Raw genomic sequence first — 14,610 nt, 5'->3', positions numbered from 1 at the left:
GTTTTTTGTGCAATTTTTTGATTTCTCTTTAGAAAGCGTTATTACAACCTCAATGAAGATCTTAGCCCTTTTAATCGCTATCATAGGGCATGAGATCATGCATGGCTTGAGCGCATTTTTATTTGGGGATAGGAGTGCAAAAGACGCTCATCGTTTGAGTTTAAACCCTATCAAGCATTTGGACATGATGGGTTCGGTGCTTTTACCTGCTTTATTACTCATTTTTCAAGCCCCCTTTTTGTTTGGGTGGGCCAAACCCGTGCCTGTGGATATGCGCTATATTGTCTCTCAAAAAGGCTCTTTAGCATGCGTAGTGGTGAGTTTAGCCGGAGTAATCTATAATTTCACTCTAGCCGTTCTGCTCGCTTTCATCACGCATTTGAGCTTTCAAAAACTAGGGATTGGTGCATTAAGCGTTGATGAATTGAATCTTTATCAGCTAGCCTTAGTAACCTTTCTCATTCAAGGCGTTCTCTATAACCTTGTCTTAGGCGTGTTCAATAGCCTCCCTATCCCGCCTTTAGACGGCTCAAAAGCGCTCGGCTTTTTGGCGTTGCATTTTAAAAGCGCGTTTTTATTGGAGTGGTTTTCTAAAATGGAACGCTACGGCATGTTGGTTGTGTTTGTCTTTTTATTTATCCCCCCTTTATCGGAGTTTTTTATCCATGCCCCCACAAGATTTTTATTTTCCTTACTCCTTTCTTAATCTTTTATCAAGGAGAGCTTATGAATAAGCCTTTAAATATTGCTCAAGTTTTCATAGGAAGCGATCATGCAGGGTTGCATCTTGCAGAATTTGTCCAGCATTTTTTAGAAGACAAGCAATTTAAAATTCAAGCTTTTTTACCCACGGCTAGAGTGGATTACCCTGATTATGCGAAATTAGTGTGCCAAAAAGTCCTAGAAAATGCGCAAAGCTATGGTATTTTAGTGTGCGCTACAGGGATAGGCATGAGCATGGGTGCTAATCGTTTTAAAGGCATTAGAGCCGCTTTATGCCTTGATGCTTACATGGCTAAAATGACTCGCTTGCACAATAACGCTAATGTCTTGTGCTTGGGCGAAAAGATTAGCGGTATTGGCGTCGTGGAAAGCATTTTGGAAGCGTTTTTCTCCACCGAATTTGAACAAGGCCGCCATGCGTTGCGCATCCAAAAGCTAGACGAATCGCTGAAATCATCAACCTAATATAGTATAATGGTATCGTTTCGCTAAAAAGGATATTGTAATAGAATGTTTACCCAATGGTTTATCATCACTATCGCTGTTGTTTTTATCCTTTATATGGGGGTGCGCACTTTCTTTTTTAAAACCGTAGCCAAACGGCAAGAGCGCACCAACGCATCCATGAAGCTCACCTTGCAAGAAGCTGAAATTTTGATCCAAAAACACCAATTACAACTCCAAAGGGCTTTAGGCAATATTGATATTCTCACTCAAGAAATGAGCTCGTTAAAAACAGAACTGAAAGCCCTTAAACAAAGGAACTCTGAATACAAAGGCGAATCGGATAAATATAAAAATCGTATTAAAGAATTGGAGCAAAAAATAGAAGCTCTCCTTTAAAAACGCTATAATAAATCAAAATTCTACAACCAATCAGTTATACTTATAAGGATATTAAAATGAATGAAACGCTCAAACAAGAACTTTTACAAAACATTAGAGAAGTGAAAGATTACCCCAAAAAAGGGATTTTGTTTAAAGATATTACCACGCTACTCAACTACCCTAAACTTTTTAACAAACTCATTGATGCACTCAAAAAACGCTACGCCCCTCTCAATGTGGATTTTATCGTGGGTATTGAAGCGAGAGGGTTTATTTTAGGATCGGCTCTCGCTTATGCACTTGGGGTGGGTTTTGTGCCTGTGAGGAAAAAGGGCAAACTCCCTGCACACACCCTGTCTCAAAGCTACAGCCTAGAATATGGGAACGATAGTATAGAAATCCACTCTGACGCTTTTAGGGGGGTTAAGGGGGTAAGGGTGGTGTTGATTGATGATTTATTAGCCACTGGAGGCACGGCTTTAGCGAGCCTTGAACTTATCAAAGCCTTACAAGCTGAATGCATAGAAGCATGCTTTTTGATAGGCTTAAAAGAATTACCGGGCCTCCAACTTTTAGAAGAACGAGTGAAAACTTTTTGTTTGTTAGAGTGCTAAAAGGGTGAGTTTTGGAAGAATACATCATTGAGTTATGGAATCAGCATGCAGCGACTTGGGGGTATCTTATTTTATTTGGGTGGAGCATTTTAGAAGGCGAGATCGGACTCATTTTAGCCGGGATCGCTAGCTATACCGGTCATATGCATTTAGGGTTAGCCATTTTAGTCGCAGGGATTGGGGGTTTTGTGGGGGATCAAATCTATTTTTACATCGGCCGCACCAATAAAGCTTACATCCAAAAAAAGCTAGAAAAACAACGCCGAAAACTAGCCCTAGCCCATTTATTGTTGCAAAAACACGGCTGGTTTATCATCTTCATCCAACGCTACATGTATGGCATGCGCACTATTATCCCTATTAGTATAGGCCTCACGCGCTATAGCGCTTTAAAATTCGCTATCATCAATCTCATCAGCGCGATGGTTTGGGCGAGCATTACCATTGTTTTGGCGTGGTATTTGGGAGAAGAACTATTGCATGCGTTAGGGTGGCTTAAAAAACACCCTTATGCGCTAATATTACTATTAGTATCTTTCTTGGGGTTAGTGCTATGGTATTTCCAATACTATAGTAAGAAAAACCACTAAAGTGCAATACAATCCTAGTTGAAAGATATGAAATTAAAAAAGGAGACTTTATGTTAAAAATCAAATTAGAAAAAAACGCTTTTGAAAACGCAAAAGCGGAATGCAGTTTAGTTTTTATTGTTAATAAGGATTTCAATCACGCTTGGGTCAAAAATAAAAAATTGCTAGAAACCTTTAAATACGAAGGCGAAGGCTCATTTTTAGACCAAGAAAATAAAATTCTGTATGTGGGTGTCAAAGAAGACGATGTGCATTTGTTAAGAGAGGGTGCATGTTTAGCCGTTCGCACCCTTAAAAAACTCGCTTTTAAAAGCGTTAAAGTGGGGGTTTATACTTGCGATACCCATTCCAAAGATAATGCGCTTTTAGAAAACTTGAAAGCGTTGTTTTTGGGCTTGAAATTAGGCATGTATGAATACGACACCTTTAAGTCCAACAAAAAAGAAAGCGTTTTGAAAGAAGTCATTGTCGCTTTAGAGTTGCACAAACCTTGCGAAAAAACTTGTGCAAATTCTTTAGAAAAGAGCGCTAAAGAAGCCCTAAAATACGCTGATATTATGACAGAAAGCTTGACTGTCGTTAGGGATCTAGTCAATACCCCCCCTATGATTGGCACCCCGGTTTATATGGCTGAAGTGGCGCAAAAAGTGGCTAAAGAAAGCAATCTAGAAATCCATGTCTATGATGAAAAATTTTTAGAAGAAAAGAAAATGAACGCCTTTTTGGCCGTCAATAAAGCCTCTCTTGGCGTCAATCCCCCCCGTTTGATCCATCTAGTCTATAAACCTAAAAAAGCGAAGAAAAAAATCGCTTTAGTGGGTAAGGGCTTGACTTATGATTGCGGAGGTTTGAGTTTGAAGCCGGCCGATTACATGGTTACCATGAAAGCGGATAAAGGCGGTGGCTCTGCGGTGATTGGGCTTTTAAATGCGCTTTCTAAACTAAGCGTGGAAGCTGAAGTGCATGGCATTATTGGTGCTACAGAAAACATGATAGGTCCGGCCGCTTATAAGCCTGATGATATTTTGATCTCCAAAGAAGGCAAAAGCATAGAAGTTCGCAATACCGATGCTGAAGGGCGTTTGGTTTTAGCGGATTGTTTGAGCTACGCTCAAGATTTAAACCCTGATGTGATCGTGGATTTTGCGACTCTCACTGGGGCATGCGTTGTGGGATTAGGCGAATTCACTTCAGCGATCATGGGGCATAATGAAGAATTAAAAAACCTCTTTGAAACTTCAGGGCTAGAGTCCGGTGAATTATTGGCCAAACTCCCCTTTAACCGCCACTTAAAGAAATTGATTGAGTCTAAAATCGCTGATGTGTGCAATATTTCTTCTTCACGCTATGGCGGTGCGATCACAGCGGGCTTGTTTTTGAATGAATTTATTAGAGATGAGTTTAAAGATAAGTGGTTGCACATTGACATTGCAGGCCCTGCTTATGTGGAAAAAGAATGGGATGTGAATAGTTTTGGAGCGAGTGGGGCTGGTGTGAGGGCATGCACAGCTTTTGTAGAAGAGCTTTTGAAAAAGGCTTGAAATGGGCTTGTCTGTAGGCATTGTGGGTTTGCCTAATGTAGGCAAATCCAGCACCTTTAACGCGCTCACTAAAACCCAAAACGCAGAGAGTGCGAACTACCCTTTTTGCACCATTGAGCCTAATAAAGCCATTGTGAATGTGCCAGACAAGCGCCTTAATGCGTTGGCTCAAATCGTAAAACCTGAACGCATCTTGCATTCTGTGGTGGAATTTGTGGATATTGCTGGGTTGATTAAGGGAGCGAGCAAAGGGGAGGGTTTGGGCAATCAATTTTTAGCCAATATCAAGGAATGCGAAGTGATCTTGCAAGTGGTGCGCTGTTTTGAAGATGACAATATCACGCATGTGAATGATAAAATTGACCCCCTAAATGATATAGAAACCATTGAATTGGAGTTGATTTTAGCGGATCTTGCCACTTTAGACAAAAGGATCGAACGCTTGCAAAAAGCCTTAAAAAGCTCAAAAGACGCTAAAAATCTTTTGGAATGCGCTTTGAGTTTAAAAACCCATTTAGAAGAATTAAAGCCGGCGAAAACTTTTCCCTTGAATACAAGCGAGGCTTTTTTAGAGTTGGACAAAGAATTGCGTTTTTTATCCCATAAAAAAATGATCTATATCGCTAATGTGAGCGAAGAAGATTTAAGCGATCTCAATGAGCATGCAAAAAAAGTCAAAAACCATGCGAAAGAGCAAAATAGCGAGTTTGTTGCCTTGTGCGCTAAATTAGAAGAAGAAATGGTTTCTATGAATGAAAATGAAGTCAAGGAATTTTTACAAAGTTTGGGCGTAGAAGAAAGTGGGCTAGAAAAGACCATTCGTTTGAGTTTTAAGGAATTGGGCTTGATCAATTATTTTACCGCCGGAATCAAAGAAGTGCGTTCATGGACGATCAAAAAAGGCTCTAGTGCGCCTGTGGCTGCTGGGGTGATTCACAAGGATTTTGAAAAAGGCTTTATTAGAGCTGAAACTATTAGCTATGATGATTTTATCGCTTATAAGGGCGAAGCTGGGGCGAAAGAAAAGGGAGCGTTACGCATTGAAGGTAAGGATTATATCGTTCAAGATGGCGATGTGTTGCATTTTCGCTTTAATGTTTAATGAAAATACGATTAAGCGTTATTTTTCATAAAATAATTGATACAAGAAAAAAAGCCTTTTAAAAAAATCTATGTAGAGTTGAGCGATATTTGCGGGTTGCAATGTGGTTTTTGCCCTAACCCCAAAAATATAAGGGGCGTGATGTCTTTAGAATTGTTTGAAAAGGTTTGCAAAGAAGCCGCCCCCCTAACTCCTATTATCACCTTGCATGTCTTAGGCGATCCTTGCAAGCTCAAAAATTTAAATCTCTATTTAAGCACCGCCAAACGCTTTTCTTTAAAAGTGGATTTAGTAACCAGTGGGGTGTATTTGCATGACTTTGAAACGCTTTTGCAAGATGTAATCTATCAAATTTCTATTTCTTTAGACGCAGGGCTAGACGATCACAACAAGCTCAACCAACACCGCTATATCCAAAAAATTTTAGAATTTTGCCATTACAAATTTGAAAAAAATAGCGAAGTGTTTTTGAATTTACGCATTCAAGATAGCACTCTTGAAAAACACCAAGATGCGATTAAACCTTTTTTGGAAACATTTGAGGTTATTTCTTTGGAAGCGTTAAAATCACAAGACCGCGCTCGTTTGTTTAAAAAAAGTTTTTTGAATATTCAAAAAACCTTTAAATGGCCGAGTTTGAACGCCCCAAACCCTTTAAACCAGGAGCCAAAAATCCCCTATTGTTATGGCTTAATCAAACAAATCGCTATTTTATCTGATGGCGTTGTCGTGCCGTGTTGCATGGACACACAAGCGAGTATTAACCTTGGCAACTTAAACCATGCACCTTTAAAAGATATTTTAAAGAGCCAAAAAGCTACCGCTATCAAAACCCATTTTTTAAAGGGCGAAGCGCTAGAGCCATTGTGTAAAAACTGCTCATACCCGTTAATCCGCTGTGAAAAATAAAACTTTTCTTTTAAGGCTAAATTTTACTTGATCCTTGAAAAAACTATTGTTTTTTAGCGCATTTTGCAATTCTCTTAATGATTCGTTAGTCATTTATTTCACAACTCTAGCGTTGTTTAGTTCACTTTAAATAAGTGGCCATTAAAAGCTTTTTTACTCTTTAATATTCTTATATTTTTTAATTTGTTAGCTCTCTCGCTTTTGTGATTGGATATTGATAAAAGCCCTACTAAAACGATGTTTAAAAAAAGGAATACAAAGATCACTAAAATTCTCACCTTAGCCACGCATAAACCCTTTTCTTGTGTTTTATCACAAAAGCTATTGATTTATTGATTCTTTTTGGTAGGATTATTTTCAAGGGGTGGTTTCCAGAGTGTAGACTGGCACCCATGAGGTTAATCTTTATCATTATAAAAATCAAAAAACTTATTTTATTCTCTGATTTAACTGAAATTTTACGCCGTTATTTTTTTATTCATAAGTGCACCTAAAACTATTTTCAAGCTTTCAAAACGATCTCAATGGTGCATGTTCTTTATCGTTTTACTCAATGTTTATCAGATTGTTTATTTAAATGGATTTTATGGTAAAATTAGATCCAATAGAGTTTAAGGGCTGAATCTCGCTCTTTATGATTTAATGGAGATGTATATAAACTTCCATTATTCTCTATTTTACAGCTCGTTACTGCTCGCATATTGGATAATTTTCACTTTCTTAGTTATCTCTTTAATCTCTATACTTTTTAACTATTTAATATTTTATCTTTAGATTTGTATTATAATTTCAAGGCAAGCCCATTCCATTGGTCTAATTTAAGCGTTCTTGCCGGCGGAATGAAAGAGTGGATAATGTCCGCATTTCCTACATGATTTTTCATCATTATTTTGTGTGATTGGCATATAATAGCATGCATTGTGTTCAGCATTCGCATGTTTCTTGCTCTTTTTGAATAAAATAATTCTCATACAAACGCAATAGTGCAATAAAAAACGCCGTAATAGTAGGCCCTACAATAATCCCCCAGAAACCAAATTGTGAAATCCCAGCAATCATAGAAAAGAAAATCAGCATTTCATTGATTTTAAGGGTGGTTTTAAAGATTCTTTTTTTGATAAAGACAATTAAAAACGGCTTGATCACGCTATCAATCAATACACCAATTAATAAAATGGAATACAAAACAATAAAAATAGTCCCATTCACATTCCCATGGTAAAGCTCATAAATAGCGATAGGGATCCAAATCAAGGCCCCCCCAACAGCCGGCACTAAAGATGCTAATCCGTATAAAATCCCTAAAGACCACCCATCATGCCCAAACCATACAATCATCACCCCAAACGCTACACCCTCTAAAATAACCGTGATCAGGGAAGTTAAAAGCACGATGCGTAAAATCCCAGCCACTTCTTCAAAAACCTTTTTGCTTTGATTGTTTTCAAGAGGTAAGACCCCTAAAAAATAACAATAAAACCTCTCCCCATAATAGAAAAAGAAAAACAACAACCCCAAGATAAACAAAGCGTCTGTAATGAGTTTGAAGCCGTATTTCCCCACATAGCTGCTTATTTTCAATAGATAGCCCGTAATGGAGGCGGCGCTAAAATTTGCTAAAAACTTGCTCACTTCATCATGAATGGTAGGAAAATGCAATAAATTTTCGGTAATCGTGTGTTTAAGCCATTTGATTAAGGCGGAAAGTTTTTCAAAATTGATTTCAAAAATAACGTTAGAACCCTTATAAACAATAAAATACAACGGCACAATCAACACGCTCGCTAAAACCAAAACGCATAAAAACGAACTGAAAACATTAGAAAAACGATCAATATAAAAATACTTAACATGAGAAAAACGCTTATTCAAAAAAACTTTCACTTGGAAAAGCCCCACGCACAAAAGCCCAGCAATCAGTGCATCCATTAAAAAATCTTGATACAAATAGAGCATCCAATAAAAACCAATTAAAAAAAGAATCCAAAAAAAATACTGAGCTTTCATGAAATTATCCCTATTAAACTAAACCAAAAATTATCAAATGTTAGCTAAAAAACGCCCTTTTTAAGGATAAAATCTCTCAATAATTTATCATTAAAATCAAAAAGGCTTGCAATTAATGGTGTTTTACAAATATTCAGGGAGCGGGAATGATTTTTTAATCACCCAAAGCTTCAAAAAAAAAGATTTTTCCAATTTAGCCAAACAGGTGTGCCACAGGCATGAAGGTTTTGGCGCTGATGGGCTTGTAGTCGTCTTACCGAGCAAGGATTATGACTATGAATGGGATTTTTACAATTCAGACGGCTCTCAAGCTGGCATGTGCGGGAATGCGAGCCGTTGCGTGGGGTTGTTTGCTTACCAACATGCTATAGCCCCTAAAGAGCATGTTTTTTTGGCCGGAAAAAGAGAGATTTCTATCCGCATAGAAGAGCCAAATACCATAGAGAGCAATCTTGGTAACTACAAAATCCTAGACACCATACCCGCTTTAAGATGCAAAAAATTTTTTACCAATGACAGCGTTTTAGCAAGTATCCCCACTTTCTACCTTATAGATACAGGCGTGCCGCATTTAGTGGGATTTGTGAAAAATAAAGGGTTATTAAATTCGCTTGACACGCTAGAATTAAGGGCTTTAAGGCATGCGTTTAACGCTAATGTTAATATCGCTTTTATAGAAAATCAAAAGACGATTTTTTTACAAACTTATGAAAGAGGGGTTGAAGATTTCACCCTAGCTTGCGGGACAGGCATGGCGGCGGTTTTTATCGCTGCATGCGTTTTTTATGACACGCCCCAAAACGCCACCCTTATCCCTAAAAGCAACGAATTTTTAGAGCTTTCGTTAAAAAATGATGAAATTTTTTATAAAGGCGCGGTGCGTTATATTGGCATGAGCGTTTCGGGCATGGGTGTTTTTGAGAATGGGTATTTTTAAGTATCATTATTATAATAGTAATCAAAATGATTTTATTTTAATTGAGCATAATGCGCTATCATTTCCAAGCTGTTTTTAGCAATATAAAAAACATCTTAAAGGAATAAAATCATGCAAGCGTTAAAATCATTGCTTGAAGTAATTACAAAACTCCAGAATTTAGGCGGCTATTTGATGCATATAGCTATTTTCATTATTTTTATTTGGATCGGAGGGCTTAAGTTTGTGCCTTATGAAGCCGAAGGGATCGCTCCTTTTGTGGCCAACTCCCCTTTCTTTTCTTTCATGTATAAATTTGAAAAACCTGCATACAAACAACACAAAATGTCTGAATCCCAGTCCATGCAAGAAGAAATGCAAGATGATCCTAAAATCGTTGAAAACAAAGAATGGCATAAAGAAAACCGCACTTATTTAGTGGCTGAAGCTTTAGGGGTTACGATTATGATCTTAGGTATTTTGGTGCTTTTAGGGCTTTGGATGCCTTTAATGGGTGTGATTGGAGGCTTGCTTGTCGCCGGAATGACTATCACTACCCTATCCTTTTTATTCACAACGCCAGAAGTTTTTGTCAATCAGCATTTCCCATGGCTATCTGGGGCAGGAAGGTTAGTGGTTAAAGACTTGGCGTTATTTGCCGGAGGCTTATTTGTGGCTGGGTTTGATGCGAGACGCTATTTAGAAGGGAAAGGGTTTTGTTTGATGAATCGCTCATCAGTAGGGATTAAAACTAAATGCTCTAGTGGGTGTTGCTCTTAGGAGTGAATGCCTTCTAGTAGGCTTAAAGCCTACTAGAAGAATCATAAATTGATAGAAGAATCTTGATTAGTGCCTTTTTTGTAAATAATAGTCTTTAGAATATGGCGTTTTACAAAAGAATTCACGCTCTCTACTTCTTCATCAGCTAATCGTCTTAAAACATCATGTTCTTCTTTAGACAGATAAAAAGTTACTGAAAAGTTGCGTTTCAGTTCATCTACAGCAACGCGCTTACGACCGGGTTTTATATTTTTATTTTCTAATTCCATTAAAATTTCCTTTTTTAGTTATGTGTAATGCAACATCACAAAGGCTATTCTAACATGAAATAAACGCTATTTTATATTAAATCTAAAGAAAAATATTTTTAGATGTGCTAGAATAACCATTTGTTACAAGATAATCTTTTTTATCAAAATAATGATGACACAGGGGTAACAAGTGGCAATAAACACCTTTTTAAAACATTCTTCTTTGGTCTGTTTGTTAGCGGTTAATTCTCACGCTTTTGATTGGAATATTTTTAAATACAATTTGGGTTTCAACATGTTTATCATGGACCATGAAGGTTCAACGCCTTATTGGGTCAATACTAACACCAATCTTAAAACCCGTCTAACTCCAAATTTTGGGATCCAATTTTATACAAAAGGTGTGGAGCAAAGCCTAACTGTGGGGGCGTATTTTTTTCAAAACTTCCATAATTATAGCACCAATTTCCCCTACCGTTGGGGGCCTACGATGTATTATAAGGCTAGGGGAAAACGTTTCACTTTTTATGGAGGGATCTTTCCTAGAAAAAACCTCTTAGGAAGGTATGGTTTGAATATTTTTGCCCCCTATTATTGGTTTATAGATCCCAACGCTAGAGGGTTTTTATTGCAATTTCAAAACCATTATTCGCCCTCAAAACCCTATTATGGGCATGCGGAGTTCATGCTAGATTGGTTTGGGGGGAATTGTTACAACACCTGTAAATTCGGGAGAAACCCTTATGGGAATGCAATGGATAGGTTTCAAATGAATGGCTCTGTTGCTTATAATTTCTTTAAGGATTTATTGGGTATTGGAGGGTATTTTGTCTTGTTCCATAACGAAGACAAATACCTTTTAAATGGGGCTGATGGCATGAAATTTAACGAAAAAAAAGCGATTGATAGTAATAATATTTATCTTATGGATCGCCTTTATTTTAACGCTTACATAGGGACAAGCCTTTTAGATATAGCCCCCTTTATGGAAAAGCTCAACGCTAGTTTTGGTATGGTTTCTGAGTCAAGCCGATTGAGGCAACTTCACAAAAATGTGCCTTTTATGAATAGCGTGGGAGGGCAATTTGACGTAGAGATTCAATACAAAGGTTTTGGAATACACAATTTATTTTATTTTGCCAAAACCCCCGAAATGCCTTTTTACAACCAATATCAATATGTTGAAATGTATTGCACGCCCTCTTATTGCCCCACACCTATTTATCGTGGCGTGCCATTCTTTCAAGCCAATTTATACAATCGTTTTGATTTGTATTACAATTGGAAAAACGACTTTGCATCCGTTAGAATCAATTTCGTGCTTAATGCAATGCGTGGAGGCTTTGATAGAAGCTTGCCTTGGTCAGAATCTTACCAAGTGTATATGACAGTTGCCTTTGATCCTTATAACCTTATTAACAAAATTGCTAGAAAAAAGTGAAAATTCTTGACAACCAGTTAATTCGTCTTATATAATGCTATTTCATTTGTAGCCATTGTTAAGCAATGATTTTAAGCTATGGAAAAGAGGTGATAGCAGTATGCCAGGGATTAAGGTTAGAGAAGGCGATGCGTTTGATGAAGCTTACCGAAGGTTTAAAAAGCAAACCGATCGCAATCTAGTGGTAACAGAATGCCGTGCAAGAAGATTCTTTGAGTCTAAAACTGAAAAGCGCAAAAAACAAAAAATCAGCGCTAAAAAGAAAGTTTTAAAGCGTCTTTATATGTTAAGGCGCTATGAATCAAGACTATAAGAACTTGAACGAATTTAAAAGTTAAGGATTATTAAAGAATGCAATTCACAGGGAAAAATGTTCTCATTACGGGAGCTTCTAAAGGCATTGGGGCCGAAATTGCAAAAACTCTTACTTCTATGGGGTTGAAAGTTTGGATCAATTATCGCAGTAACGCAGAAGTGGCTGACGCTTTAAAAAATGAACTTGAAGAAAAAGGCTACAAAGTGGCTGTCATTAAATTTGATGCGACTTCTGAAAGCGATTTTGTTGAAGCGATACAAACCATTGTCCAAAGCGATGGAGGTTTGTCTTACTTGGTGAATAATGCCGGTATCGTGCGCGATAAATTAGCCATTAAGATGAAAACAGAAGATTTTCATCATGTCATAGAAAATAATCTCACTTCAGCTTTTATAGGTTGTAGGGAAGCTTTAAAGGTTATGAGTAAAAGCCGTTTTGGGAGCGTGGTCAATGTCGCTTCTATTATTGGTGAAAGAGGCAATATGGGGCAAACAAACTACTCAGCGAGTAAGGGGGGGATGATTGCGATGAGCAAGTCCTTTGCTTATGAGGGAGCTTTAAGGAATATCCGTTTTAACTGTGTAACGCCAGGCTTTATAGAAACCGACATGAACGCCACTTTAAAAGATGAAGTCAAAGCGGATTATATGAAAAATATTCCCTTAAACAGGCTAGGGTCTGCTAAAGAAGTGGCAGAAGCGGTAGCGTTTCTTTTGAGTGATCACTCTAGTTATATCACTGGAGAGACTCTCAAAGTCAATGGCGGGCTTTATATGTAGTCCTAAACAAAGGATTCTTTTAGCAATAAAAGTTTGTAAGTAGCAAAAATCATGCTACCATTATGAGGTTATTCTAAAACAAAGAGGTTATTGTCAAATGGGGATTATTTATTTAATATTGTTTCTCATTGTAATTTATTTGTTGTATAGGATTTTAGATGTTTTGGAGCAAAAATAAACGCTCCAATAATTCAATTTAATTTTTACAAAACAAGGGAGTTTTAATCATGGCTTTATTTGAAGATATTCAGGCAGTTATTGCTGAGCAGTTGAATGTGGATGCGGCACAAGTTACGCCAGAAGCGGAATTTGTAAAAGATTTGGGCGCGGACTCTTTAGATGTCGTGGAATTAATCATGGCGTTAGAAGAAAAGTTTGGCGTTGAAATCCCTGATGAGCAAGCGGAAAAAATCGTCAATGTGGGCGATGTGGTGAAGTATATTGAGGATAATAAACTAGCCTAATCTTTTTAACCTGGAGCGTTGGTCTCCAGGTTTTATCTAAAAATTTAGTTTTAGCTAAAATCTAGTTTTATTGAATGAAAGTTTTTGAAATGAGGAGCTATTGGTGCGTCGGATTGTAGTAACTGGAATGGGAATGATCAATTCGCTAGGTTTAAACAAAGAAGATTCTTTTTTGGCGATCGCTAAAGGGGAATGCGGTATCAAAAACATAGAAAGCTTTGATGCGAGCGCGTTTCCTGTGCGTATTGCTGGAGAAATCACTGACTTTGACCCTACAGAGGTGATGAATCCCAAAGATGTTAAAAAGGCAGGTCGTTTCATTCAATTAGCCTTGAAAGCCACAAGAGAGGCGATGAAAGATAGTGGGATTTTAGACGCTCAAAATAGATGCCCTGAAGAATTGGCCAATCGCATGGGCGTAAGCTCTGGCTCTGGGATTGGCGGATTGGGGAATATTGAAGCGAATTCCATTTTTTGTTTTGAAAAAGGCCCTAGAAAAGTCAATCCCTTTTTCATCACTTCTGCGTTAGTGAACATGATCGGAGGTTTCACTTCCATTGAGTTTGGCATTAAAGGGCCTAACCTTTCTAGCGTAACGGCTTGTGCAGCCGGCACTCATGCGATTATTGAAGCGGTTAAGACCATTTTGCTTGGTGGGGCTGATAAAATGCTAGTCGTGGGAGCGGAATCCACCATTTGTCCTGTGGGTATTGGTGGGTTTGCAAGCATTAAAGCCCTTTCTACAAGAAATGACGAGCCTAAAAAAGCTTCAAGACCCTTTGATAAGGATCGCAATGGTTTTGTGATGGGGGAAGGCGCTGGGGCTTTAGTGCTTGAAGAATACGAGAGCGCGAAAAAAAGAGGGGCGAAAATCTATGCAGAATTTGCCGGGTATGGTGAGAGCGGCGATGCTAACCATATCACAGCCCCAGCCCCTGAGGGCGAAGGGGCTTTTAGAGCCATGAAAATGGCTTTAGAAATGGCGAAAGTGGAAGTAGGCTATGTGAATGCACATGGGACTAGCACGCATTATAACGATTGGTATGAAAGCATCGCTCTTAAAAATGTGTTTGGCTCTAAAGAAAAAGTTCCTCCCGTTAGCTCCACTAAAGGGCAGATTGGGCATTGTTTAGGCGCTGCGGGCGCTTTAGAAGCCGTTATTTCCATCATGGCGATGAATCAAGGGATTTTACCTCCCACCATCAATCAAGAAACGCCTGACCCAGAATGCGATCTAGATTATATCCCCAATACGGCTAGAGAAAAGCAAGTGGATGCGGTGATGAGCAACTCGTTTGGTTTTGGTGGCACTAATGGTGTTGTGATTTTCAAAAAAGCCTAGTTTCACA

16 protein-coding genes and 1 pseudogene are annotated in these 14,610 nt (G+C 38.2%); 15 read left to right on the top strand and 2 right to left on the bottom strand.

Going from position 1 to position 14,610, the window contains the following annotated elements; translation table 11 throughout:
- Positions 1–7 precede the first annotated feature (7 nt).
- The 8 genes from AA977_RS02580 to AA977_RS02545 are packed head-to-tail and all read left to right on the top strand — an operon-like array spanning position 8 to position 6,307.
- Entirely contained in the window at positions 8–706 is a 699-nt protein-coding gene (locus AA977_RS02580; protein WP_064434467.1) for a site-2 protease family protein, read from the top strand.
- A gap of 20 nt (positions 707–726) precedes the next feature.
- Complete coding sequence (gene rpiB / locus AA977_RS02575; RefSeq protein WP_033619038.1) at positions 727–1,188, top strand: ribose 5-phosphate isomerase B; 462 nt, start codon at positions 727–729, stop codon at positions 1,186–1,188.
- 45 nt (positions 1,189–1,233) lie between these two features.
- A complete protein-coding gene (locus AA977_RS02570) occupies positions 1,234–1,566 on the top strand; it encodes a hypothetical protein (protein ID WP_000495091.1) in 333 nt (110 codons plus the stop codon).
- A gap of 59 nt (positions 1,567–1,625) precedes the next feature.
- On the top strand, positions 1,626–2,165 hold the full coding sequence (gene apt, locus AA977_RS02565; RefSeq protein ID WP_064434466.1) for an adenine phosphoribosyltransferase: 540 nt from the start codon (positions 1,626–1,628) through the stop codon (positions 2,163–2,165).
- A gap of 11 nt (positions 2,166–2,176) precedes the next feature.
- On the top strand, positions 2,177–2,755 hold the full coding sequence (locus AA977_RS02560; protein ID WP_033603870.1) for a DedA family protein: 579 nt from the start codon (positions 2,177–2,179) through the stop codon (positions 2,753–2,755).
- Between the two features lie 50 nt (positions 2,756–2,805).
- Positions 2,806–4,296, top strand: coding sequence for a leucyl aminopeptidase (locus AA977_RS02555; protein ID WP_064434465.1), 1,491 nt, complete (start codon positions 2,806–2,808; stop codon positions 4,294–4,296).
- Between the two features lies 1 nt (position 4,297).
- Entirely contained in the window at positions 4,298–5,398 is a 1,101-nt protein-coding gene (ychF, locus tag AA977_RS02550; RefSeq protein ID WP_064434464.1) for a redox-regulated ATPase YchF, read from the top strand.
- 36 nt (positions 5,399–5,434) lie between these two features.
- Positions 5,435–6,307 carry a radical SAM/SPASM domain-containing protein gene (locus AA977_RS02545; protein WP_064434463.1) on the top strand — a complete coding sequence of 291 codons (873 nt, stop codon included), beginning with the start codon at positions 5,435–5,437 and terminating at the stop codon, positions 6,305–6,307.
- Between the two features lie 924 nt (positions 6,308–7,231).
- Here the strand turns inward: AA977_RS02545 and AA977_RS02535 are convergent.
- Positions 7,232–8,314 carry an AI-2E family transporter gene (locus tag AA977_RS02535; protein ID WP_064434462.1) on the bottom strand — a complete coding sequence of 361 codons (1,083 nt, stop codon included), beginning with the start codon at positions 8,312–8,314 and terminating at the stop codon, positions 7,232–7,234.
- 115 nt (positions 8,315–8,429) lie between these two features.
- Here AA977_RS02535 and dapF point away from each other — a divergent pair, with 115 nt between their 5' ends.
- Entirely contained in the window at positions 8,430–9,251 is an 822-nt protein-coding gene (gene dapF / locus AA977_RS02530; protein ID WP_064434461.1) for a diaminopimelate epimerase, read from the top strand.
- 111 nt (positions 9,252–9,362) lie between these two features.
- On the top strand, positions 9,363–10,010 hold the full coding sequence (locus tag AA977_RS02525; RefSeq protein ID WP_064434460.1) for a YkgB family protein: 648 nt from the start codon (positions 9,363–9,365) through the stop codon (positions 10,008–10,010).
- Positions 10,011–10,032: 22 nt separating this feature from the next.
- Here AA977_RS02525 and AA977_RS02520 read toward each other — a convergent pair.
- Positions 10,033–10,279, bottom strand: a pseudogene (locus AA977_RS02520) (ribbon-helix-helix domain-containing protein).
- 172 nt (positions 10,280–10,451) lie between these two features.
- Between AA977_RS02520 and AA977_RS02515 the strand changes: the two are divergent.
- The 5 genes from AA977_RS02515 (at position 10,452) to AA977_RS02495 (ending at position 14,603) form a co-directional block, all read left to right on the top strand.
- On the top strand, positions 10,452–11,702 hold the full coding sequence (locus tag AA977_RS02515) for a hypothetical protein (protein WP_033750122.1): 1,251 nt from the start codon (positions 10,452–10,454) through the stop codon (positions 11,700–11,702).
- A gap of 100 nt (positions 11,703–11,802) precedes the next feature.
- Positions 11,803–12,015, top strand: coding sequence for a 30S ribosomal protein S21 (gene rpsU / locus AA977_RS02510; protein WP_001117778.1), 213 nt, complete (start codon positions 11,803–11,805; stop codon positions 12,013–12,015).
- A 38-nt stretch (positions 12,016–12,053) separates the two neighbouring features.
- A complete protein-coding gene (gene fabG, locus AA977_RS02505; RefSeq protein ID WP_064434458.1) occupies positions 12,054–12,797 on the top strand; it encodes a 3-oxoacyl-ACP reductase FabG in 744 nt (247 codons plus the stop codon).
- Between the two features lie 227 nt (positions 12,798–13,024).
- The gene (gene acpP, locus AA977_RS02500; RefSeq protein WP_001163094.1) at positions 13,025–13,261 is read left to right on the top strand and encodes an acyl carrier protein; all 237 of its coding nucleotides are present in this window, start codon (positions 13,025–13,027) and stop codon (positions 13,259–13,261) included.
- A gap of 133 nt (positions 13,262–13,394) precedes the next feature.
- Positions 13,395–14,603 (top strand): beta-ketoacyl-ACP synthase II, encoded by a 1,209-nt coding sequence (locus tag AA977_RS02495; protein WP_229307093.1) that lies wholly within the window; start codon positions 13,395–13,397, stop codon positions 14,601–14,603.
- The last annotated feature ends 7 nt before the right edge of the window (positions 14,604–14,610 follow it).

The organism is Helicobacter pylori, from assembly GCF_001653455.1.
Lineage (GTDB): Bacteria > Campylobacterota > Campylobacteria > Campylobacterales > Helicobacteraceae > Helicobacter > Helicobacter pylori_A.
This window is presented reverse-complemented; position numbering and strand designations above follow the sequence as displayed.

Excerpts from the sequence above, each read along its gene's own strand:
- ychF (WP_064434464.1), top strand. The coding sequence starts at position 4,298 with ATGGGCTTGTCTGTAGGCATTGTGGGTTTGCCTAATGTAGGCAAATCC.
- fabG (WP_064434458.1), top strand. The coding sequence starts at position 12,054 with ATGCAATTCACAGGGAAAAATGTTCTCATTACGGGAGCTTCTAAAGGC.
- acpP (WP_001163094.1), top strand. The coding sequence starts at position 13,025 with ATGGCTTTATTTGAAGATATTCAGGCAGTTATTGCTGAGCAGTTGAAT.
- rpsU (WP_001117778.1), top strand. The coding sequence starts at position 11,803 with ATGCCAGGGATTAAGGTTAGAGAAGGCGATGCGTTTGATGAAGCTTAC.
- AA977_RS02525 (WP_064434460.1), top strand. The coding sequence starts at position 9,363 with ATGCAAGCGTTAAAATCATTGCTTGAAGTAATTACAAAACTCCAGAAT.
- AA977_RS02495 (WP_229307093.1), top strand. The coding sequence starts at position 13,395 with ATGATCAATTCGCTAGGTTTAAACAAAGAAGATTCTTTTTTGGCGATC.
- AA977_RS02555 (WP_064434465.1), top strand. The coding sequence starts at position 2,806 with ATGTTAAAAATCAAATTAGAAAAAAACGCTTTTGAAAACGCAAAAGCG.
- apt (WP_064434466.1), top strand. The coding sequence starts at position 1,626 with ATGAATGAAACGCTCAAACAAGAACTTTTACAAAACATTAGAGAAGTG.
- dapF (WP_064434461.1), top strand. The coding sequence starts at position 8,430 with ATGGTGTTTTACAAATATTCAGGGAGCGGGAATGATTTTTTAATCACC.
- rpiB (WP_033619038.1), top strand. The coding sequence starts at position 727 with ATGAATAAGCCTTTAAATATTGCTCAAGTTTTCATAGGAAGCGATCAT.
- AA977_RS02535 (WP_064434462.1), bottom strand. The coding sequence starts at position 8,314 with ATGAAAGCTCAGTATTTTTTTTGGATTCTTTTTTTAATTGGTTTTTAT.
- AA977_RS02570 (WP_000495091.1), top strand. The coding sequence starts at position 1,234 with ATGTTTACCCAATGGTTTATCATCACTATCGCTGTTGTTTTTATCCTT.